The sequence below is a fragment of the Campylobacter jejuni genome, assembly GCF_001457695.1.
GTDB lineage: Bacteria > Campylobacterota > Campylobacteria > Campylobacterales > Campylobacteraceae > Campylobacter_D > Campylobacter_D jejuni.
Genome location: NZ_LN831025.1, coordinates 1,516,366 through 1,537,400 on the forward strand (window position 1 = coordinate 1,516,366; position 21,035 = coordinate 1,537,400).

The window sequence follows — 21,035 nt, forward strand, 5'->3', positions numbered from 1 at the left end:
AATGGGCTTTGAGCACTTAGATACAATTTATTATTTCATACTTTTTTTTGTAGCTCTTTTTGCTGGTTTTATAGATTCTATTGTAGGTGGAGGAGGGCTTATTACTCTACCAGCACTCATAGCCTGTGGGATTCCTGCGCATTTATCTTTAGCAACAAACAAACTCCAAAGCGTCTTTGGTTCTTTTACGGCTACTTTAACTTATTTTAAATCCACCACTCTACCTCATCTTGCTTGGGGTGTTTTTTCTACAGCCTTAGGAGCAGCTATAGGAAGCTATAGCGTTCTTTTTGTAAAAGATGAGCAATTAAAGCTTATTATCTTAATCTTTTTAACTCTTACTTTCTTATATACAGCCTTACGTCCTAACTTAGGCAAACACGAAAGCGAACCTAAAATAAAAAATATCAAAATTTTTCATTTAATTTGTGGCTTAACTTTAGGATTTTATGATGGATTTTTAGGGCCTGGAACGGGTTCATTTTGGATTTTTGCTTGTGTGATGCTACTAGGTTTTAATATGAGAAAAGCAAGCATTAATACTAAAATTTTAAATTTCACTAGTAATATCATTGCTCTTGCTATATTTTTATGGCAATACGAACTTTTATGGGCTGTAGGCTTGCTTATGGGCGTAGGACAAGTTTTAGGAGCTTATTTAGGCTCAAAACTTGTATTAAAAACTAATGGAAAGTTTATAAAAACTTTATTTTTAATCGTTGTAGGAGCTACTATCATTAAAGTAGCTTGGGATTATTTTAGTTAAAATTGATCCCTGAGCTAAGCTCCCACATAGGTAAAAATATACCTAAAGCCAAAAACAAAACTAAAAGCGCCACAAATAAAGTCATCATAGGCTCTAAAAAAATCAAAAATCTATCCATTAAATTTTCACTTTTTTGTTGATAATATTTGGCAATTTCTTCACTTAACACTTCAAGTCTTCCGCTTTTCATCGCAACACTAAGCATAGAAAATACCAAAGAATCAAAAATATCAATCTTTTTAAAAGCCTGACTTAACTCAAGACCAGAATCTATAAAACTAAAAAGTTTTTTATACTGAAAAATTAAAAATTTATTTTCAAGCCCTATAATAGCTAAATCAAAAGCTTTAGATATTGAAATTCCATTTTTTAAAAGCAAAGAAAAAACCATAAAAAAATAATAATTTTGATTATAAATAATCAAACGAGAAATCAAAGGTATTTTTAAAAATAAAAAATCGCAAGAAAAAGCAAAAGAATGAAAATTTTTATAAGCTAAAATAAGCATAACAATAAAAATAACAAACAAAAATATGCAAAAAATTCCATAGTCATCTAAAAAATTATAAATTTCTAACATTACATGCGTGATAAAAGGCAAACTCGTGCCTAAATTTTCAAATAAATCTTTAAAATTAGGCACTACAAAAAGCATTAAAAACAAAAATGCTCCGATAATACTTAAAAAAACCAAAGTAGGATATCTAAAAGCCTTTTTCAATTGTTTTTGACTCTCTAAGCTTTTTTCTCGAAGTTTAGAAATTTGACTAAACACTTCGCTGATTTTTCCTGTCTTTTCAGCCGTTTTTATCAAAGCTAGCTCCGCACGATTTAATCCAAAATTAGCATTTTCAAAAGCTTGATTTAGATTTTGGGCTAAAATTAAATTGTCTAATATTTTTTTCATAATCTTGCAAGAATGCATAAGATATAATTCTCTAATCGCTTCTTGAACACTTAATCCAACTTCACACAACAAAGCCAGCTCTTTAAAAAAGAGTATAAAATTTTCATCTTTTAATCTCTGAAAATTAGATTTTTGAATTTCTTTTATATCAATGATTTTCCAATTCTTTGATAAGGCTTTTGCTTGTGCTGTATTTAAATTTTCAGCTTTTATAGTTTTTGTATAATTTTGATTGTTTTTAAGAAATTCCACTTCATAAAATTTCATCTTACAACCCTTAAAAGCTCATCTATACTTGTAAGACCTTCTTTGGCTTTTTTTAAACCTTGTTCAAACATAGTTTGAAAGCCATATTTTTTTGCAAGCTCCATTAAAATCGTTTTATCTTGATTTTCCCTAATTGCACAAGATAAATCTTCATTGATCTCTAAGCACTCAGCGATTAATTCTCTGCCAAAAAATCCACTATGATGACAACGCTCACATCCTTTTGGTTCAAAAAATTCACCTTCAAATTCAATATAATGTTTTTTGCTTTTTTGCTTACACCAAGGACAAAGTTTTCTAACCAAACGCTGTGCTATAACAAGACTCAAAGCCGATGCTATCAAGTAACTTTTTGCTTGCATATCCAAAAGCCTATCAATGGTGCTAAGAGCATCATTAGTATGCAAGGTGCTTAAAAGCAAATGACCTGTTAAAGAAGCTTTAAGTGCAATATCTAAACTTTCTTCATCGCGAATTTCTCCTATCATGATAATATCAGGATCTTGCCTTAAAATTGCTCTTAAAACACTATTAAACTCGACTCCAACTTTTGAATTGAGCAAAATTTGCTGCACTAAAGGAATTTTATATTCTATAGGATCTTCTGCGGAGATAATCTTTTTTTCAATACTTTTCAACTCATTTAAACACGCGTATAAAGTTGTGCTTTTACCACTACCTGTAGGACCGGTTAATAAAATCATTCCATTGGGACGATGTAAAATCTTTTTTAAAATTTTTAAATTTTTATCTCCAAGATTTAGTTTATGCAAATCCAAAATTTCTTTATCATGTTTTAAAATTCTTATAACAACACTTTCGCCATAAATCAAAGGCAAACATGAAACACGAAAATCATATCTTTCATTTTCAAAATCTAATTCAAAACTTCCATCTTGCGTTTTTCTTGATTCAGCTAAATTCAAACAAGCTAAAAATTTGACATGAAAAACCAAAGCTTCATAAATATCCTTCTCAAAAATAGCAAATTCACGCAAAATTCCATCAACCCTAAACCTAATCAAAGCATCATCATTCCTTGCTTCTATATGAATATCACTCGCATGAAAAGATAAAATTTCATGTAATAAAAAATCAAAAATTTGACTGATGCAACTTTGATCATCTCTTTTGTGATTTTCTTGCCATTCAAGTCTAAGCTTAATGCTTAATCTTTTAATCTCCTCTTGAATGCGAATTTGATTTAAAATTTTAGCTATCTTTAATTCATCGGCAATTACAGTGTCGATTTTTTCACAAATCATAAAAGTCTTAACTTGCTCTAAAAGCTCTAAAGAACAAGGTTTGGATCTAATAATCATAAAGCCATCATTGTTTTTAATAAGCAGAAATTTAAATTTTAAAAGTAAAGAAAAAGGTATACCTTCATAAATAAAATCATTATCTTCATCTAAATCAACAAAATGTAAATTACAAAAATTTGCTAATTTGTTAAAAAAATCCCAAGAAGTGATATTAAATTTAGTGCAAATTTCATCAAGACTTATTTCATTATCAATATAAGCTTGAAAAATTTTATCCATTCTACTTTCCATCTAATTCCATTAAACCATAATAATTTATATAAGCATCTAAAGCACTTTGAGCTTCTTTTTCTCCACCTAAAGCTCTTTTAGCCTGAGCAAAAATCAGCCAAGAATCTTGTTTTTGCCTGTCAAGTTCATTGGCTTTTAAAGCCCAAAATATTGTCTTTTGATAAGCTTTAATATCAAAATACTTCTTAGCTAAATTTAATGCCTTTTCATAGCTTGGATTTTGATAAAAAGATTTTTTTAAATCAGAAATATTTAAAATTTTAGAATCAATTTCTATCTTACTAATGTATGTATTTTCCTGCACTGCTTTAACTTCTTCCAATTCTTTATATAACTTTTCTCTAGAAATCTTATTTTTTTCTTGTAAAATTTGCGCTTGAAGAATCTTTTGCTCTAAATGCTTTTTATGTTCAATAGCTTGCAAATAAATATTTTTTTGCTTATTATATTTTTGCATTAGCACAAAAAAACAAAATGCTATTAATGATATTAGAATAATTAAAAATAAATATTTTAAATATCTTTTAAGTAAAAAATATTTATACCTAAGCTCAAGCTCTTTAATTCTTTCTTGCATATCTTACCTTAATAAACCATTCTCTAAAGCACTAAGCTTTAAAATATGCTCTTGACTTTTGTTTTTATCAAAAAAACTATTTATCTCATAAAAACTTTTTAAAGTTTTATCAATATATCTTAAATTTCCTTGAGAAATTTTTTGCAAAAACTTAAGACATTTATTTGAAAAATTCATTCCAAATTTCAATTTAATATAATCATCAAGCTCTAAAAGACTAATATTTTTCAATTCAAAACAAGCACTTAAACGACTTTTAAAATGCTCTTTTTTAAGTATATTTAACTTTTTATGAGAACTTAAAACAAAACTTATAGAATCACTATAAATCCTGACACTTTCTAACATTGCATAATCATACATTCCCACTTCATCAAGAATGATTAAACTCTGACCTTGTGAAATCAAAAACTCAATTTTTTCTTTTAAGAAACTCTGATCTTTAAAATTTTCATTAATAAAATCAACATTATATTTTTTTGCCAATCTTTGCAACAATACACTTTTACCACTACCACTTTTTCCCCATAAAAAAATAAAAGCTTTTTGGCTTTCTAAAATTTGATTGATTTGATGAAAAATTTCTTCTCTAAATGGAATAATTTTACTCATAATGCTTAAATCCTAGATCTTTAAGACTTGGAGCATTTACGCTATCTACTATACTTGGAGTGATAATAAAAACAATTTCGGTTGCTTTAGAATTTAAAACTTCTCCTTTAAACAAAGAACCTAGGATTGGAATTTTTGATAGAAAATTGATAGAATTTTTCTCATTAGATTTATCGTGAGAAATCAATCCACCTAAAATTAAAGTTTGATTATTCTCTACTTGCACAACACTAGAAAGCTTTTTTTGTATGGTATCAGGAGCAATAGTTCTTGGTTCTTTTTGTCGTTTATTATCTTCTGGATACTTAAAATCACTTAAGCTTGGATTAATCCTAAGCATTATTTTTCCATCATCAGAAATTTCAGGCAAGATATTGAGTAAAATGCCTACAAAAATAGAATAATTATTATAACTTTCACTAACAGTAGTCCCATTTTCAGTACCTTTAGAACTTTCTTTAACTTGATAATTTATAGTATCGCCTACAGAAATAATGGCTTGTTGGTTATTTAAAGCCATAAGCTTTGGATTAGAAAGCACGCTAGTTTTTCCATTTTGAGAAAGAAAGTTAATAATAGAATCAAAATTTAAATTCGCCCTTAAACCCAAATTCTTAACAAAACCTTGCCCATTTTGAAACTGAATAAAAGAATTTTCATTATTTACTTGTGAATTTAAACCTATATTAAAATTTTGCCAATTAATCCCACTAGAATGGCTTTCATTTAAACTCACAGCAAGTATGCTAACATCAATAATAACTTGTTTTTTAAGACGATTTTCTAGTTTTTGCAAATAATTTTTCACACTTTTTAACTGAGAATTTGTTCCAGTTACTATAATAAGACCTGCATTGGGATTTATAATGGGAGTTTTAGCCTCATAATCTTCATGAGAATTTTTTAATAATACAATAATCTCTTTTTCTATATTTTGCCAAAAATCAAATTTTTCCATACTTTTAATCATATTGTCTTCTGCATCATCAAAACTACCGCTATATTCACTTTGCCTTGGTTTAGCGTCTACAGACGCTTTAGTTATGCTTTGTCCTTCTCTGATAGAAGTGATATAACTTATCTTAAAAATCTTCGTATTAATGCCTGAAATTCTTAAAATTTTACCATCAAAATCATAGCTAAGATCATGCTCTTTGATAAAAAAATTAAAAATTTCGTCCAAACTCATTTGATGAATATTGACAGAATTTTGCAATGTTTCTAATTTTTCTTTGGCAATTTTATCTTTAACAATAATACTAAAAGAACAATATTTTGCAAACTCATCAAGACTTTCTTCTATGCTTAATTTTTCATTAATACTGATATCAAAAAGACGCTTTTGACAATCTAAAGCATAAAGATAATGGCAAAAAAGAATGTTAATTAATATTAATCTTATCATTTTTATTTATTTGGATTGCAATTTCTAAATTATCATATTGGAATTTAATCTCTTTAGTATTTATTTCATGTATTATAGCATCATCAATCATATCACCTTTTTTATACCATCGATCATAAATTTTTACTTTATCAAGCATAATTGCAGTAATTTTAATATGTCTTAATTTTTCAAAAGTAGGATTCACAAATGGGTTTTGAAGAGTATTAAAATTTATGCGATTTTCTTTATCTATAAGTTTAAAATACTCTTCAAAATTATCTTGTGCAAACAAAGTGCTAAAACACAATGTTGCACTAAAAATATATTTTATCAGCTTTCAACCTCATTGCTATAATCAGCCATAGCGATACGCTTAAGCTGTCTATAGCGACGTTGAGCGTCTTTTTTATTGCGTTCAAAAAGCTCAGCAGCGTGTTCAGGATTTGCTTTTTTAAGTGAATTATAACGCACTTCATTCATTAAAAATTGCTCATATAAATCCCAATCAGGCTCTTTTCCTGTTAGAGTTAAAGGATTTTTTCCTTGCTCTTCTAAACGAGGATCAAAGGTATAAAGTGGCCAATAACCACATTTTGTAGCAAGCTCACCTTGCTCTCCTGAGTAACCAAGCCCACCTTTAATACCATGAGCTATACAAGGAGAATAACAAATCACCAAAGATGGTCCATCATAGGCCTCAGCTGCAGTGATAGCTTTGATAAGATGAGTATAATTTGCCGTTGAATTTACTTGTGCTACAAAAATATAGCCATAAGTCATAGCAATTTGACCTAGATCTTTTTTCTGTATAGGTTTACCTGCTGCTGCAAACTGTGCTACAGCTCCTGTTCTAGAAGATTTTGAACTTTGACCGCCTGTATTAGAATAAACTTCTGTATCAAGCACTAAAATATTTACATTTTCTCCACTTGCTAAAACATGATCAAGTCCGCCATAGCCTATATCATAAGCCCAACCATCACCACCAAAAATCCAGTGAGATTTTTTACTTAAATACTGTTTAAGCTCTAATATATCTTGCACCGCTTTAATATTTTTATTTTGCTCTAAAATAGGGATCATTTTATCTTTAATTTCCACAGACATAGCACCATTGTCTTTATTTGCAATCCAATCTTTAAAAAGGGCTGATAAAGCATTTGGAACTTCTTGCATGCTTTCATTCATGATATGTTCAATGCGGTGTCTTGTGTTTTCAGTTGCAATTTTCATGCCCAAACCAAACTCAGCATTGTCTTCAAAAAGTGAATTTCCCCAAGCAGGACCATATCCATTTTTCACACTTTTTCTATAAGGAGTTGATGGAGCTGAACCCCCATAAATAGAACTACAACCTGTCGCATTAGCCACAATCATTCTTTCACCGAACAATCTTGTAATTAAAGTAATATAAGGAGTTTCCCCACATCCAGGACATGCTCCATGAAATTCAAATAAAGGTTGGGCAAATTGCGCTCCTTTTGTGGTTTCTTTATTTAAAATATCATCTTTATAAGTGATTTCTTTAAATAAATAATCCGCATTCTCTTGCTCACCAAAATCCATCTCTTCTTGAAGTGGTACCATAACCAAAGATTTTTCTTTAGTAGGACACTCATGAACACAAAGCTCACAGCCTGTACAATCAAGCGGAGAAACTTGAATTTTAAAGCTTAATTTTTCTCCTTTGGTTCCTTTAGCTTCTAAAGCATGATCTTTTACACCGCGAGGTGCATTTGCCATTTCTTCATCATTGATCAAAAATGGCCTGATAACAGCATGCGGACAAACTGAAGCACATTGATTACATTGAATACAATTTGCCTCTATCCATCTTGGCACCATAACCCCGACACCGCGTTTTTCATATTCGGTTGTGCCGTGTTCAAAACTTCCATCTTCATAACCTAAAAAGGCTGAAACAGGTAAATCATCACCCTTAGCTGCGTTCATAGGTTTTACGATTTTTTCAACAAATTCAGTGCCTTTATAGGCATTGGTTTGTTCTTTTTCTTTAAGCTCTAAATTTTTCCAATTTGGATCCACTTCAACTTTTACAAGTCCATCAGCACCCACATCAATAGCTTTGTAATTCATTTCTACAATAGCATCGCCTTTTTTACTATAAGATTTATACGCAAGCTCTTTCATGTATTTTTGTGCGTCTTCATAAGGAATGATTTTTGCAAGTTTGAAAAAAGCTGATTGCATAATGGTATTTGTACGATTTCCCAAACCTATATCACGAGCTAGTTTGGTTGCATTGATGATATAAAAATTTACTTCTTTTTCAGCTAAAGTTTTCTTTACTGCATCTGGAAGTTGTCTTATGGTTTCTTCAGCATTCCAAATACTATTTAAAAGGAAAGTTCCTCCTTTACGAATTCCTGCTAAAACATCATAAATTTCCAAATAAGCCGCTACCGAACAAGCGATAAAATGCGGAGTTGAAACAAGATAAGTTGAACGGATAGGTTTTTTAGAAAATCTTAAATGGCTTCTTGTATAACCCCCTGATTTTTTAGAATCATAAGCAAAATAAGCTTGAGCGTAAAAATCCGTTTTATCCCCGATAATTTTAATCGAGTTTTTATTTGCACCCACAGTTCCATCAGCACCAAGTCCGTAAAATAAACATTCGATCGTACTTTCATCTCCAAGTGAAATTTTCTCTCCAGTACTCAGTGAAGTATGAGTTACATCATCAACTATACCTACAGTAAAGCCATCTTTTGGATTATCAAGTTTAAGATTTTCAAATACTGCTATCATTTGAGCAGGATCAACATCCTTTGAAGAAAGTCCGTATCTTCCACCTACTATAACAGGAGCATTTTCTCTTCCATAGAAAGCTGATTTTACATCAAGATAAAGTGGCTCCCCAAGACTTCCTGGTTCTTTGGTTCTATCTAAAACTGCGATTTTTTTCACTGATTTTGGCATAACATCAAAGAAATATTTTAAACTAAATGGACGATAAAGATAAACTTTTAAAATCCCTACCTTTTCACCCTTGGCATTAAGATAGTCCACCACTTCTTCAAGTGCTTGAGTTACAGAACCCATAGCAACAATCACACACTCTGGCTCTTTGTGACCATAATAAGTGAATGGCTTATATTCTCTACCTGTAATTTTTGAAATTTCTTGCATATATTCATTAACAACATCAGGTAAAGCATCATAAAAACGATTGCTTACTTCTCTAGTTTGAAAATAAATATCATCATTTTGTGCTGTTCCACGTGTTTTTGGATTTTCTGGATTTAAAGCATTATTTCTAAATTCAAGCAAAGCTTCTCTATCCAATAATCTATCAAAATGCGCATAATCCATTACTTCAACTTTTTGAATTTCATGGCTTGTTCTAAAACCATCAAAAAAATGTAAAAATGGTACTCTTCCCTTAATTGCAGCTAAATGTGCTACACCAGCTAAGTCCATGGTTTCTTGCACAGAATGCGAACAAAGCATAGCAAAACCAATTTGTCTTGCCGCATAAATATCTTGATGATCACCAAAGATAGACAAAGATTGAGCAGCCAAAGAACGCGCTGCTACATGGATTACACAGGGGAGTAATTGACCTGCTATTTTATACATATTTGGAATTTTAAGGAGTAATCCTTGAGAAGCTGTATAAGTTGTAGTCAAAGCCCCAACCTGTAAAGATCCATGCACACTACCTGCAGCTCCTGCTTCACTTTGCATTTCTACGATTTTTACAGGAACTCCAAAAAGATTTTTTTTACCTGCAGCTGCCCACATATCGGTATAATCAGCCATAGGAGAACTAGGTGTAATAGGATAAATTCCAGCAACTTCAGTAAAAGCATACGCAGCGTATGCAGCAGCCTCATTTCCGTCCATAGTTTTCATAATTTTACCCATTGAGACCTTCCTTTATATTGATAATTTTTATAATTTTTTAGCTATCAATTTACTATAAATTCTCTTAAAAGGCGTTTAACGAAAACTTGAAATTAGTTTAATCTAGCTATATAATTAACAGCCTCATATGCGTTTAAAAATACCATAGAATGGGTTTTTAATTCATTTTCATTGCCATAGCCACAAGTTAAGGTCAAAGGAGTGATATTAGCAGAAATTGCAGCTTGAATATCTAATATTGTATCGCCTATCATATAGGCATTTTCTTGAGTTTTATTGAGTCTTTTTAAGGCTAAAATTATAGGTTCGGAACTTGGCTTTGGATTTGTGACATCTTCAAGAGTAATTAAAGTTTTAAAGAATTTTTTAACTCCCAAATAATCAAGTAAAATCGGAGTAAATTTACCTCCTTTTGTTGTAACTATACCAAGATCTGCAATTTCGTTTCCAAGTTCTAATGCTTCTTTTGCTTTAGGCAAAAGAGTGGTTTGTTCTAAATAAATTTGTGCATAAATTTCACGATAAGCTAATACAAATTCTTTACTTAAATTTACTTTATCTGGATAAAGCATTCTAAACATTTGTTCTAAAGGATAACCTATGAGATTTTTGATTTCTTCATTATTTTTAGAAGTTAATCCAAGGGCTTTAAAAGCTCCTTGGAAAGAATTTAAAATAGCATCAGTAGAATCAATTAAAGTGCCATCTAAATCAAATAAAATAGTTTTATTCATTATCTTAAAATAAATTTAGCATCCACTCTTCTATTATCCGCTCTACCTTCTTTAGTGTCATTGCTTGAGCGAGGATTATCTTGACCATAACCTACTGTTTTGATGCGACTTTTTTCTACACCATATTTTTCAAGTTCATTAGCAACACTTTTAGCACGTCTTTCAGAAAGCTTTTGATTATAAGCTCTTGAACCGATATTATCTGTATGTCCTTCAAGAATAGTATCATATCTTTCATTTTCATCTAAAACTTTTGCAATTTCTTTGATTTTTTCTTGAAAAGTTGGATTTATAGTAGTTTTATCAAAACCAAAATGACCTTCCAAAGAAATAGTTTTTTCGCAACCATTTTCATCTAACAAAGCACCTTCTCTTGGTTCTACAGGACATTTTGCTTGTGGAGCTGGACGAGTATCAGCAACTTCTTCTACAGCTTTTTCCTTTTTGCTACCAAAACCAAAACTAATACCTAAAGTTGAAACCCAATTATGGTTTGCATGATTGAAATTAATTTGATCTCTAGTTTCAAGTCTTAAAGCCAAAGAATCACTAAGACGGAATTTTACACCCGCACCATAATGTCCAAATCCACCGCTTTTATTATCATAAGCAGCATTTGAAAAATCCTCATATCCTCCACCTGCTAAACCATAAAAATAAAATTTCTCACCCACATCAATACCTTTAATAGCACTCAAATAAGTTCTTGTAATATCTGTAGTTTTATTTGTATTTGTATATTTAACATCAGAATAATGCTCTAAGCCAAATTCTAATTGATCAAGCCAAAAATCGTCAAAATGATAACCAAGTCTAACACCTGGTGCATAACGATTATCCATATCTAAATTACCTTCAAAGTAATTATAGTTTAAAGTTGGAGTGATTTCAAATTTTACATTGTTATCAGCACCGAATAAAACACTTGCCAAACCTAAACATAATAATATTTTTTTCATAGAAAAACCTTTCATTGTGTTATAAAATAAAAATTTAAATTTTGCAATTATAACATAAATGATAGAAAAAAGGATGAGTTTTATAAAAAATTGTAGAAAGGTGGGAAAATCCCACCAAAAATATTAACGTTTAGAGAATTGTGGGCTTCTTCTTGCTTTGCGGCGTCCGTATTTTTTACGCTCAACAGTTCTACTATCTCTAGTAAGAAGTCCTTTAGGTTTTAATAAGGCTCTAAAATCAGCATCCATAGCTGCTAAAGCTCTTGAAATTCCATGTCTTAAAGCTTCAGCTTGAGCACTATAACCCCCGCCTAAAGTGGTTGCTTTAATATCCATTGAAGTTTCTTGTTTAGTCACAAGTAAAGGTTGAACCACTTTAAGCTTAATCGCCTCGTGTCCACCAAGCCAAGTGTTTAAATCAACTCCATTAACACTAATTTTACCACTACCTGGTTTTACCCATACCTTTGCGATAGCAGTTTTTCTCTTACCTGTTGCGTATGTTGTTGCCATGATTATTTTCCTTCTTTAGCAATTTGTGCAGTGTGTGGGTGCTCACTACCCGCATAGATTTTTAATTTTTTAAGCATAGCTCTGCCCAAATTTGTTTTAGGAAGCATACCTCTAACTGCTAATTTATATAATTTTGCAGGATTTTTTTCAAGTAAATCACCAAATTTTTCGCTTTTTACACTTCCAAAATATCCTGAATGTCTATGATAAAGCTTATCTTCTGCTTTATTAGCACCTGTAAATACAGCTTTTGAAGCATTGATGATAATTACATAATCACCACAATCAACATTTGGAGTAAAGCAAGGCTTGTTTTTACCTCTCAAAATTGTTGCTACTTCAGTTAAAAGACGACCAAAGCGTTTGCCTTCTGCGTCTAAAACAATCCATTCTCGTTTTACTTCGTTTGGCTTTGTTATCTTTGTCATAATTTTTACCTTTGCCAAAAATTTAAAATGTGATTGTATAAAAAATAATATTAATTTTTACTTAATTTAAGTAAAAATAAAGTTTATATTTCCAAAATTTGAATTTCATTTTCCAAACAATAAACTATAAAAGCACGTACTTTATCTTTTTTCAAAATTTCACCAATGGCGATCTTATAAGTTCTTACCTGCTCTTTATGTTTATCTTGCATAGCAAGACCTGTTTTATAATCAATTATAAAAGTTTCTTCATCTTTTAAGGCAAGCAAGTCTAATTGTTTAATTTCTGCATTAAAACTCAAAGCTTGTTCTTTTAAAAGCTTTCCATCACCAATCAAATTTTGAAATTGAGTATTTTTAAGTAAAATTTCAATTCTTTTAAAAAGCTTTTCAAAATCACTCTCATCCAAAAAATGTCTAAATTTGCTCTTGCATCTTTGAGTAAGTATTTGAAAATTTTCACCCTTAGGAAGTTTTAAATTTTGCATAAAAAAGTGAAAAGCATTTCCAAAATATAGCTCTTTACTATCAAGCCTTTCTTCACTTTGAATTTCTTGCGAGGTAATTTTTTCAAATTTTTGTAAAGCTTGAATACTTTCTTTTTTAACACTTAAAATTTGTTCTTTGCTTTCTAAAAAACCTCTCTCTTGAGAGTGTATATTTAAAAATCCCCCCTTAAAATAACTTGGATAATTTCCATTTACACTTTCTTCGTTTCTTTTTATGATAATCAAACTTTCCTTAGCTCTTGTAAAAGCCACATAAAGTTTATTAATATCATCTTCATAATTTGCTCTTGTAATATTTTCTTTAAAAAGAGTATAAATAGGCTCTTTAGTAAGCTCTCGAATTTTATCTTTAATATGGAGTTGCCAACCTTGATTAATATCATATTCAAGCATGATATCTTCATTGTTTGAATTGTTTTTAGATAAACTATCAAGTAAAATCACATGATCAAATTCCAAACCCTTAGATTTATGCACACTCATAATACTAATTCCCATATTTTGTTCGCTTACTATTTTCAAAGCACAAGGCTCAAATAAAAGCTTTAAAAAATTCTCCTTAGTTTTAGCATATTCGATAAATTGTATTAAAGCGATATCATTTAAATCAAGTTTTAATTCTTTTATTAAAAAAAGTACATTTTCCATAGCATTTTTTGAAAAATCAAGGGTAATTTTTCTGGGCTCAAAACCTAAAAGTTCCTTTAAAAATACCAAGTAAAACTCATCACCAAAAATACAATATTTAGCATATTCTAAAACAAGTCTTACACTTGCTTTATTTTCAAGTAAAACATTGCTTTGAGTAAATGCAGGAATATTTTGCTCTCTTAAAAAATCCAAAACCATATCTGCATCGCTATTTTTCCAACACAAAATACAAATATCATCATAAGAAATATTTTTAGATCTTAAAAAATTAATTTGCTCAAATAAAGTTTCTAAAGTCTTTTCCTTAATTTCTTGGGCTTGGTTTTTAACCTTTTGTTCCTTAGACTCCACAATACGCACAAAACCGCCTTTTTTACTTTCTAAGGCAAATTGTTCTTTATAATCTTTGATTTTTTCTTTAAAAGTTTCATTAACAAAATCAACCAAAAGCTCTTTAGAACGATAATTAGTATTTAAATTATCACTTTTAATTTGACTAAATTCTTGTTTTAACAAATCAAATAATTCTTTTTTTCCTTTACGAAAGCGATAAATACTTTGTTTTTTATCTCCTACATAAAAAAAAGTGCGATTTTTCTTAACCCCTTCTCCTGAAACAAGCTCAGCGATCAAAGGGCGTAAAATTTGATATTGGATCACGCTTGTATCTTGAAATTCATCAATAAGCAAATGCGAAATAAAACCATCTAAACGAAAATAAATCATATCCTTAAATTCACTGGTTATTAACTCATAAACTTTTTTACTCACATCTTGGAAATTTAAGGTATTTTTATCTTTATGAAATATATTTTTAGCTTCACTATAATGATTTAAAAGATTCATTAAATTAGCAATTTTATAATTTTCAAGCTCTATAGCATAAGTATTTAAAGCATTTATAAGCTCCATTCTCTTTGCGCTAAAATGCAAGTTAGTGCTTTCTAAATCTTGCAAATATTTTGTACTTTCAAATTTTATCATAAAGCTTGATTGCATAAACACGGATAAATCTAAAACTTCGCTTTTAAAATTGTCACACAAATTTTTATAATTTTTTACATGAGTAAGACCCAAACAATAACTTCTTAACTCACTATAAGCTTTATTGATATAAGCTTTAGATGGATTTGGAATTTTAGGACGATTTTGAAAATAAGCATTCTCATAAAATTTTTCAAGCTCGTTAAAAAAATTTTCTTTCTCATCAACTAAATTAATATAATAAGCCAAATCTTTTAATTCATCTTTTTTAAGAAGTTTTAAAAAAATCTCTCTTACATCAAGTCTCTCTTCACTCATTGTAAAATCACTACTTAAGCCCAAATTTAAAGCAAAAACACGCAAAATTTTTCCGAAAAAAGCATCAAAAGTACTGATTTTTAACTCTGTTCTTAAAAATTCTTCTTTTTTAGCATCTCTTAAAGAAATAAGCTCTTCTTTATCTTTATCTAAAAGCTTGCAAAGTTCATTGCATTCACTGGTTTTATTTTCTTTTTCTAAATTTAAAAAAGTCTCAATAATTCTTTTTTGCATTTCATTAGCAGCTTTTTTGGTAAAAGTCAAAGCTAAAATTTCATTAATCCTAGCTCCTTTTAAAATAAGTGCTACAAAACGCACACTCAAAGCAAAGGTTTTTCCACTTCCCGCACTCGCTTCCAATGCCAAAAAAGGCTCAAATTGACTCATTTTAATTCCTTTTTATAAATGAGTTTATAAGGACAGTACTCATCTTGTTCATTTTCAAACTCTATTTCTTTCTTGCTCATAAGAACTAAGTCTTTAAGTCTTTCTTTCAGCTCATCTAAACTTTTAGCTTTTTGGTGCAATATTTGCATACTATTTAAATCATAAAAACCCACGCTTGCATTTTCATCATATAAAGCTTGGTAAAAAGCAAGTTGATAAGAATTGCTTGGTATTTTTCCACTTTTATAATCAATGATCAAATTACCTTCTTTTGAACTATCGATACGATCTATAGTGCCCTTAAGTTTTATACTATCTGCTCCAAGCTTTAAAATATTGTTTAACTCAAGCTCTGTATGTACGACATAAAAGCCTTTTGAAAAATGCTCTTTTTCATTTTTAGCAAATTGTATAAATTTTAATTTAAATACTTCAAGATCAAGTTCACTGATATTGTATTTTTGATATTCTTTATCCAATAAATTCACAAAAACTTTTATATCAAAATCATTATTTACATAATTTTTATAATAAATTTCAAGCATTTTATGGATGAAATTTCCTTGATTTTTCGCTTTGCTTTCCTCGCTTAAAACCCTAGGTTCTGCTAAATTTAAAATATAACGATAATAATAAGTTCTTTTTTGATTTTCCAATAAATTAAAACGACTAAAAGAAAGCGGAAACTCAAAAGGATTATGCTTTAAAATAGGAGCTTTTATAGGAGTTAAATTAGGTTTTATGCCTTCATAGTCTAATTTTAAAGCATTAAGATAAGCTTTTTGATGGATATGAGTTTCATAAAAAAAGTCAAAATCAAGTTCATCTAAAAAACGTGATTTGCTTTTTTCTTCATTTTCCACAAAGCAAATACTTATTTCTAAAGCATTTTTCATCAAGCTTTCATAATAAAATCTTTGTAAATTTTCTCTTCTATCATAGCTAATCAATCCTGCTTTTTTACGCACTTCATTGTTTAAAAAAAGCTCATTAACACTTCTTTTAGGAATAAATTCTTCATTAAAATCAACCAAAATTACCCCATCAAAACAAAGCCCACGACTTTCTAAAAGTCCCATTACCGTAACCTTACCTCCACCTACATCACTAAGGGAAAGTTGTGAAATTTGCATGAAAAAAAGATGAATCAACTCTTTAAGAGTTAAAGACTGATTTTTCAATAAATCTTTAATAAAATAAAGTTCTTTTCGTATCAAATAAATAAGCTCTTGCTTTTCATTTTCTAAAAACAAAGCAAGTAATTTTTCAAAATATTCAAAATCACATTTCTCATCAAAATACTTTTTAAACTCTATAAAATCAAGCTTTAAAGAATGTAAAAACGTATTGTGATAATCAAAAATCATCTGCGTGTCTTCAAAATAATCCTCTTGATTTTTATAGACAAAAGAAGCACTACTAGCACTTTCATAAAGTGCTTGAAATTTTTGATAAAATAAACTTTCTTTAATACTAATCCCACTTGCAAAATTAAGCATATTGTCTTTATCAAAAAGTCTTAAAAACTCACAAAAACTTTCATCTGGGGTTATAACTACAATATTTTCAGGCTTTAAGCCTTTGCGTACAAAATGTGAAATTTCATCCATAACAAAGGCACATTGTAAAGCCCTTAATTCAAAAGATTTGAGTTTAATTTTTGAATTTCTTGTTTTAAAAATTTCTTCTTTTAAGATCTCTTGTTTTGAAAGGTTGATTTCATAATAAGTGTTTATTTTTAAATCAAATGTTTTTAAAAAATCAAGTTTTAAAAGATATTCGAGATTAAATTTACTCGTTTTAAAACTTAAAACCACTTCTTTAATCTGAGAAATTTCACTTAATAAATTTTCTTCAAATTTACTCAAAAAACCTTGCAAATCATAAACTATAGCTTCATACTCATCTAAAAAATCTTTATTAAGAGTGTAATTTTTAGGCAAAGAAAGATCATCATAAAAAGAATTCTTTTCAAGCAAAGCAAGATAATTCTTATATACCTCATCTAAAATTTCCAAATGTTCATTATAGGTAGCATAATAATCATTGTTTTTAAGATCTTCTATGCTTTTTTTTTCTAAACTAAGTTCTTTGAAAAAAGAAAAAAGATATTCGTTATTTTTCAAAAAAGCAAAAAATTCTACCGAAATTCCTAGTTTTTTTTCTAAATCCTTACTTTTTAGACAAGCTTCTTGCATTAAAAGCAAACTTTCATAAGAACTTGCCTTATGAAAATTACTCAAACAAACTTTATCTAAAAATTCACCTATATGAATAGCACTATCTAATAAAGCATTTTGCTGTTTTTTTTGGTTGTAATACTCTCTAATTTGTCTTGAAGAACTAAAAATTCTTAATTTCATTGAGCATTTAATTCGTAGCTAAAAAAACCCACTGTTTCTTGATTTGCATAAAACTTTAGCTTAAGCTCCCATCTACCTTTATCTAGTTTAGGTAAAGCGATACTTAAAATTCCATTTTTAACTCGTCCTTCTAACTTTTGATCAAAATTTTTAGTGAATGGTCTTGTAAGAAGAACTTGAACTTTTAAATCATCAGAATTTATATTTTGTAATGCAGAAATTTTAAAATTTGCAACATAAGAATTTTGATCCACTTCATAACTAGGAATTTTTCTTTTACCTATAAAAGTGATTTTATCATTTTGAAAATTTACTTTAAAAAATTTATCAAAATTTACTTGTTGTTTTTGTATTTGATTGTAATTATTTTCAACATTTTGATAAGAGTCAAAATAAAAATCATCCTCATACACAGGATGATGACTTGCTATAAAAATCGTTACAATACAAGCAATAATTATAGCCAAAAGTGAAAGCAAAATACCATAAGGCCAAAAACTTTTTTTAGTTTCTAACATTTTTTTTCCTCTTTATTCTTCTTTGTGCATAGTATAACAATGCAAAGCAAATAAATCCATAGATAAGTATTCTTAAGATATTGATAGTATCACGATTTGCATTACCTATAGAATGTTCTAATTGTAATCCCAAGGATTTTGCCACACGATCTACAATATCTGCATAACCATTAAGTATAGCAGCATTATAAATATCACCTTTATTTGTAGCTAATATCGGCAAAATAGATCCTGTTCCAGGATAAGGACTAAGCACAGCTTCTTTATCAATCAAAGCTAAAGCACCTTTTGAGCCCACTATATCAACTTTGTGAGAATTTTTCGACAAAAGAAGCAATATATAAGATTGAGGAAGTTCTTTTTGTTTATTTAATAAAGTTTCAATTTCAGTTTTATCACCAATCATAACACCGATAAAAATATTACTTTTTTGGTAAAGCTCTTTTCCTATAAGATTAATCTCATTACTTACTTTTTGACTTAAAATATTTTCATTAAAAAGTACAGCATCAAGAGCAAAAACCCTAGAAGGCAATAAAACAAAGAAGAAGATGGCTAAAAAAAAGCCATCTTGTAATATTTTTTTCATCCTATATGAAGATGATTTACAGTTAAAACCGACCAAGCGGTGATTGCAGCAGCAGCAACTAAACCAATAACAATTAAATATTCCAAAGCCTTACTCATTGTGCTTCCTTTATACTTCTATGATCTTGTTCTTTTGAACCAAACATCTTTACACTTTGTACATCTTTAAGACTATATGGCTTTTGCATCACTTCTTGCTGAGCTTTAAGACCCCAAATAGTTAAAACTACTAAGATAGCAAGTAACAAAACCGTAGCAATTAACATACCTGTAACACCTGAAAGAGAAAACACGCATCTATTATTATTTTCCATCATTCACCCCTTGAAAGAGAAATTACATACTCGCCAACAGCTTCTTTTTGAATATCATTAAGTGTTGGAAAGCTCGGCATTGTTCCTATAAAACCAGCCTTACCACTATGTAAAACATCTACTACAAAAGCTGCAGAACCGTATTTTGTAAGATCTGGGAATATTCCATCTTGACCTTTTCCATCTTCTCCATGGCATGCTGCACAAGTTGCATAAGCTTCTTTACCTTTTGCTACTAAATTTTCATTTGCGGTTTTCTTAATAGCTGAAAGATCTTTTGCTACATAAGCAGCAATAGCAGGGATATCTTCTTCTGCCACACCTAAATCAGCAGCACCAAGCATTTCTCCACCTGGAAAATTCATACCTTTTGAACCATGTTTAATTACATTGATTATACCTTCTTCGCTACCCCAAATATTTAAATTTTGAGCTTTACCATTGATACCATCGCCTGTAATTCCATGACAAGCTGAACACTGAACTAAAAAGATATTTTGACCCATTGCTATTTTATCTTCAGGAGATAAATTTTTAAATTTTTCTTCAAATTTTGTATTATGAGTTGCTACTTCTTCATTGTATTGACCTATACTTGAAAAAGAATTTAAAGGATATCCCCATAGAAAATACCAAATAACCCAAACAATAGTCAGGAAAAATACCACAGCCCAACCAGTAGGAACAGCATTTTTATACTCTCCTATTCCATCCCAACTATGTTCACTAAGCTCTGAATCGCCTTTTTTTTCTTTCATTTGCTTAAACATTCTACCCACAATAACTAGTGTGATTAAAATGATAAGAATAGCTCCAATTAAAGATAAGAGATTAACATTATCTTCTAAATTTAACCATTGCATTAAGCACTCCTTTTACTTTCTAATACACTATCATCAATATCATCTTTTAAGGCAAGGTTTGCATAATTTTCATAATTTCTCTCGCCTTTTTTTTCTGTTCTATATAAATGATACCAATACGCATATAATACTATTGACAAAAACATCACGAGTGCAAAAAAACCATAACCTTGGAAAATCTCCCACTCATGTTTTTGAACTGTTGCTAAATCAAATGTGATTAAATTTTTAATCACATCAAAAACTATTGATAAATGTTCCATCATCTTACTTTAAGCTATTTAAATAAGCGATCAAAGCAACTATTTCTTTGATTTCACCTTTAGCAAAAGCATCTTTTACTTCTTGATTTTTCATTTGATCAACTATAGCCTGAGCTTCAGCTTTTACTTCAGCTTGTGCATCCTCCCAAGAACCAAGTTTTGTTCCATTTTCTGTATCATAAGGAACATTGAAAACTTTTTTCACAGTTAAAGCCTCAGCATAAGCAGTTTCAATATCTGCATTATTTTTAAACATATGCTTATATGAAGGCATAATAGAATCTGGAACAACAGAAGTAGGATCCCACATATGATTTTCATGCCAATCAGCCGTTCTATAATTTCCTACACGAGCAAGATCAGGTCCTGTTCTTTTTGAACCCCAAAGAAAAGGTCTATCATAAGCAAATTCACCACTTACAGAATACATACCATAACGATCTGTTTCTGATTTAAATGGACGAATAAGCTGTGAATGACAAGCATTGCAACTATCTTTAATATATACTGCACGCCCTGCAAGTTGTAAAACCGTATAAGGTTTTTTACCTTCAATTGGTCTTGCATTTTCTGCAAAATTTGGTAAAACTTCAACTATGCCTGCATAAGCAATCACTACAAAAACAGCTACAGCAAAAAAGAATGGATTTTTTTCTAACCAACTAAACATATTTTCTCCT

21 protein-coding genes are annotated in these 21,035 nt (G+C 29.7%); 1 reads left to right on the forward strand and 20 read right to left on the reverse strand.

The features are described from left to right. Position 1 precedes the first annotated feature (1 nt). Positions 2 to 766, forward strand: coding sequence for a TSUP family transporter (locus AT682_RS07700; RefSeq protein WP_004306514.1), 765 nt, complete (start codon positions 2 to 4; stop codon positions 764 to 766). On the opposite strand, the gene AT682_RS07705 is transcribed toward AT682_RS07700, so the two are convergent. From AT682_RS07705 to ccoO, 20 genes are all read right to left on the reverse strand, one after another. Then, positions 759 to 1,940, reverse strand: a complete 1,182-nt coding sequence (locus tag AT682_RS07705; protein WP_004306516.1) for a type II secretion system F family protein — start codon at positions 1,938 to 1,940, stop codon at positions 759 to 761. The two genes, AT682_RS07700 and AT682_RS07705, sit on opposite strands and share 8 nt — an antisense overlap. Beyond that, entirely contained in the window at positions 1,937 to 3,496 is a 1,560-nt protein-coding gene (gene ctsE / locus AT682_RS07710) for a GspE/PulE family protein (RefSeq protein WP_016818338.1), read from the reverse strand. Before ctsE ends, AT682_RS07705 begins: the two co-directional genes overlap by 4 nt. Further along, positions 3,486 to 4,073, reverse strand: a complete 588-nt coding sequence (locus AT682_RS07715; RefSeq protein ID WP_004306520.1) for a hypothetical protein — start codon at positions 4,071 to 4,073, stop codon at positions 3,486 to 3,488. Before AT682_RS07715 ends, ctsE begins: the two co-directional genes overlap by 11 nt. A 3-nt stretch (positions 4,074 to 4,076) precedes the next feature. Then, entirely contained in the window at positions 4,077 to 4,685 is a 609-nt protein-coding gene (ctsP, locus tag AT682_RS07720; RefSeq protein ID WP_004306521.1) for a P-loop NTPase family protein, read from the reverse strand. Then, complete coding sequence (mshL, locus tag AT682_RS07725) at positions 4,678 to 6,090, reverse strand: pilus (MSHA type) biogenesis protein MshL (RefSeq protein WP_004306523.1); 1,413 nt, start codon at positions 6,088 to 6,090, stop codon at positions 4,678 to 4,680. Before mshL ends, ctsP begins: the two co-directional genes overlap by 8 nt. After that, positions 6,068 to 6,379 carry a hypothetical protein gene (gene ctsR / locus AT682_RS07730; protein ID WP_002862131.1) on the reverse strand — a complete coding sequence of 104 codons (312 nt, stop codon included), beginning with the start codon at positions 6,377 to 6,379 and terminating at the stop codon, positions 6,068 to 6,070. Before ctsR ends, mshL begins: the two co-directional genes overlap by 23 nt. A 23-nt stretch (positions 6,380 to 6,402) precedes the next feature. Next, positions 6,403 to 9,963: a pyruvate:ferredoxin (flavodoxin) oxidoreductase gene (nifJ, locus tag AT682_RS07735; protein ID WP_004306526.1), complete on the reverse strand. Its 3,561-nt coding sequence runs from the start codon at positions 9,961 to 9,963 to the stop codon at positions 6,403 to 6,405. A gap of 92 nt (positions 9,964 to 10,055) precedes the next feature. After that, positions 10,056 to 10,697, reverse strand: a complete 642-nt coding sequence (locus tag AT682_RS07740; RefSeq protein WP_004306528.1) for an HAD family hydrolase — start codon at positions 10,695 to 10,697, stop codon at positions 10,056 to 10,058. After that, positions 10,697 to 11,656, reverse strand: coding sequence for a fibronectin-binding outer membrane protein CadF (gene cadF, locus AT682_RS07745; RefSeq protein ID WP_004306529.1), 960 nt, complete (start codon positions 11,654 to 11,656; stop codon positions 10,697 to 10,699). Before cadF ends, AT682_RS07740 begins: the two co-directional genes overlap by 1 nt. 123 nt (positions 11,657 to 11,779) lie before the next feature. Beyond that, positions 11,780 to 12,169: a 30S ribosomal protein S9 gene (gene rpsI, locus AT682_RS07750; RefSeq protein WP_002851459.1), complete on the reverse strand. Its 390-nt coding sequence runs from the start codon at positions 12,167 to 12,169 to the stop codon at positions 11,780 to 11,782. A gap of 2 nt (positions 12,170 to 12,171) precedes the next feature. Continuing rightward, positions 12,172 to 12,597 carry a 50S ribosomal protein L13 gene (gene rplM / locus AT682_RS07755; RefSeq protein WP_002779321.1) on the reverse strand — a complete coding sequence of 142 codons (426 nt, stop codon included), beginning with the start codon at positions 12,595 to 12,597 and terminating at the stop codon, positions 12,172 to 12,174. An 83-nt stretch (positions 12,598 to 12,680) separates the two neighbouring features. Then, positions 12,681 to 15,446 carry a RecB-like helicase gene (locus tag AT682_RS07760; RefSeq protein ID WP_004306532.1) on the reverse strand — a complete coding sequence of 922 codons (2,766 nt, stop codon included), beginning with the start codon at positions 15,444 to 15,446 and terminating at the stop codon, positions 12,681 to 12,683. Then, complete coding sequence (locus tag AT682_RS07765; RefSeq protein WP_004306534.1) at positions 15,443 to 17,809, reverse strand: PD-(D/E)XK nuclease family protein; 2,367 nt, start codon at positions 17,807 to 17,809, stop codon at positions 15,443 to 15,445. The genes AT682_RS07760 and AT682_RS07765 overlap by 4 nt, the downstream gene beginning before the upstream one ends. Next, complete coding sequence (locus AT682_RS07770) at positions 17,806 to 18,327, reverse strand: FixH family protein (RefSeq protein ID WP_004306536.1); 522 nt, start codon at positions 18,325 to 18,327, stop codon at positions 17,806 to 17,808. Before AT682_RS07770 ends, AT682_RS07765 begins: the two co-directional genes overlap by 4 nt. After that, positions 18,314 to 18,916 (reverse strand): hypothetical protein, encoded by a 603-nt coding sequence (locus tag AT682_RS07775; RefSeq protein ID WP_004306537.1) that lies wholly within the window; start codon positions 18,914 to 18,916, stop codon positions 18,314 to 18,316. The genes AT682_RS07770 and AT682_RS07775 overlap by 14 nt, the downstream gene beginning before the upstream one ends. Beyond that, positions 18,913 to 19,014 carry a hypothetical protein gene (locus AT682_RS07780; protein ID WP_002868225.1) on the reverse strand — a complete coding sequence of 34 codons (102 nt, stop codon included), beginning with the start codon at positions 19,012 to 19,014 and terminating at the stop codon, positions 18,913 to 18,915. Before AT682_RS07780 ends, AT682_RS07775 begins: the two co-directional genes overlap by 4 nt. Further along, positions 19,011 to 19,232, reverse strand: a complete 222-nt coding sequence (locus AT682_RS07785; protein WP_072224426.1) for a DUF4006 family protein — start codon at positions 19,230 to 19,232, stop codon at positions 19,011 to 19,013. Before AT682_RS07785 ends, AT682_RS07780 begins: the two co-directional genes overlap by 4 nt. After that, positions 19,229 to 20,092, reverse strand: coding sequence for a c-type cytochrome (gene ccoP / locus AT682_RS07790; RefSeq protein WP_004306540.1), 864 nt, complete (start codon positions 20,090 to 20,092; stop codon positions 19,229 to 19,231). The genes AT682_RS07785 and ccoP overlap by 4 nt, the downstream gene beginning before the upstream one ends. After that, a complete protein-coding gene (ccoQ, locus tag AT682_RS07795; protein ID WP_002851307.1) occupies positions 20,092 to 20,355 on the reverse strand; it encodes a cytochrome c oxidase, cbb3-type, CcoQ subunit in 264 nt (87 codons plus the stop codon). The genes ccoP and ccoQ overlap by 1 nt, the downstream gene beginning before the upstream one ends. 4 nt (positions 20,356 to 20,359) lie before the next feature. Continuing rightward, the gene (gene ccoO / locus AT682_RS07800; RefSeq protein WP_002855439.1) at positions 20,360 to 21,025 is read right to left on the reverse strand and encodes a cytochrome-c oxidase, cbb3-type subunit II; all 666 of its coding nucleotides are present in this window, start codon (positions 21,023 to 21,025) and stop codon (positions 20,360 to 20,362) included. Positions 21,026 to 21,035 lie beyond the last annotated feature (10 nt).

Bases quoted from the DNA above. Each gene is read 5' to 3' on its own strand.
- AT682_RS07700 (WP_004306514.1), top strand. From the start codon at position 2: ATGGGCTTTGAGCACTTAGATACAATTTATTATTTCATACTTTTTTTT.
- AT682_RS07705 (WP_004306516.1), bottom strand. From the start codon at position 1,940: ATGAAATTTTATGAAGTGGAATTTCTTAAAAACAATCAAAATTATACA.
- ctsE (WP_016818338.1), bottom strand. From the start codon at position 3,496: ATGGAAAGTAGAATGGATAAAATTTTTCAAGCTTATATTGATAATGAA.
- AT682_RS07715 (WP_004306520.1), bottom strand. From the start codon at position 4,073: ATGCAAGAAAGAATTAAAGAGCTTGAGCTTAGGTATAAATATTTTTTA.
- ctsP (WP_004306521.1), bottom strand. From the start codon at position 4,685: ATGAGTAAAATTATTCCATTTAGAGAAGAAATTTTTCATCAAATCAAT.
- mshL (WP_004306523.1), bottom strand. From the start codon at position 6,090: ATGATAAGATTAATATTAATTAACATTCTTTTTTGCCATTATCTTTAT.
- nifJ (WP_004306526.1), bottom strand. From the start codon at position 9,963: ATGGGTAAAATTATGAAAACTATGGACGGAAATGAGGCTGCTGCATAC.
- AT682_RS07740 (WP_004306528.1), bottom strand. From the start codon at position 10,697: ATGAATAAAACTATTTTATTTGATTTAGATGGCACTTTAATTGATTCT.
- cadF (WP_004306529.1), bottom strand. From the start codon at position 11,656: ATGAAAAAAATATTATTATGTTTAGGTTTGGCAAGTGTTTTATTCGGT.
- rpsI (WP_002851459.1), bottom strand. From the start codon at position 12,169: ATGGCAACAACATACGCAACAGGTAAGAGAAAAACTGCTATCGCAAAG.
- rplM (WP_002779321.1), bottom strand. From the start codon at position 12,597: ATGACAAAGATAACAAAGCCAAACGAAGTAAAACGAGAATGGATTGTT.
- AT682_RS07760 (WP_004306532.1), bottom strand. From the start codon at position 15,446: ATGAGTCAATTTGAGCCTTTTTTGGCATTGGAAGCGAGTGCGGGAAGT.
- AT682_RS07765 (WP_004306534.1), bottom strand. From the start codon at position 17,809: ATGAAATTAAGAATTTTTAGTTCTTCAAGACAAATTAGAGAGTATTAC.
- AT682_RS07770 (WP_004306536.1), bottom strand. From the start codon at position 18,327: ATGTTAGAAACTAAAAAAAGTTTTTGGCCTTATGGTATTTTGCTTTCA.
- AT682_RS07775 (WP_004306537.1), bottom strand. From the start codon at position 18,916: ATGAAAAAAATATTACAAGATGGCTTTTTTTTAGCCATCTTCTTCTTT.
- AT682_RS07780 (WP_002868225.1), bottom strand. From the start codon at position 19,014: ATGAGTAAGGCTTTGGAATATTTAATTGTTATTGGTTTAGTTGCTGCT.
- AT682_RS07785 (WP_072224426.1), bottom strand. From the start codon at position 19,232: ATGATGGAAAATAATAATAGATGCGTGTTTTCTCTTTCAGGTGTTACA.
- ccoP (WP_004306540.1), bottom strand. From the start codon at position 20,092: ATGCAATGGTTAAATTTAGAAGATAATGTTAATCTCTTATCTTTAATT.
- ccoQ (WP_002851307.1), bottom strand. From the start codon at position 20,355: ATGGAACATTTATCAATAGTTTTTGATGTGATTAAAAATTTAATCACA.
- ccoO (WP_002855439.1), bottom strand. From the start codon at position 21,025: ATGTTTAGTTGGTTAGAAAAAAATCCATTCTTTTTTGCTGTAGCTGTT.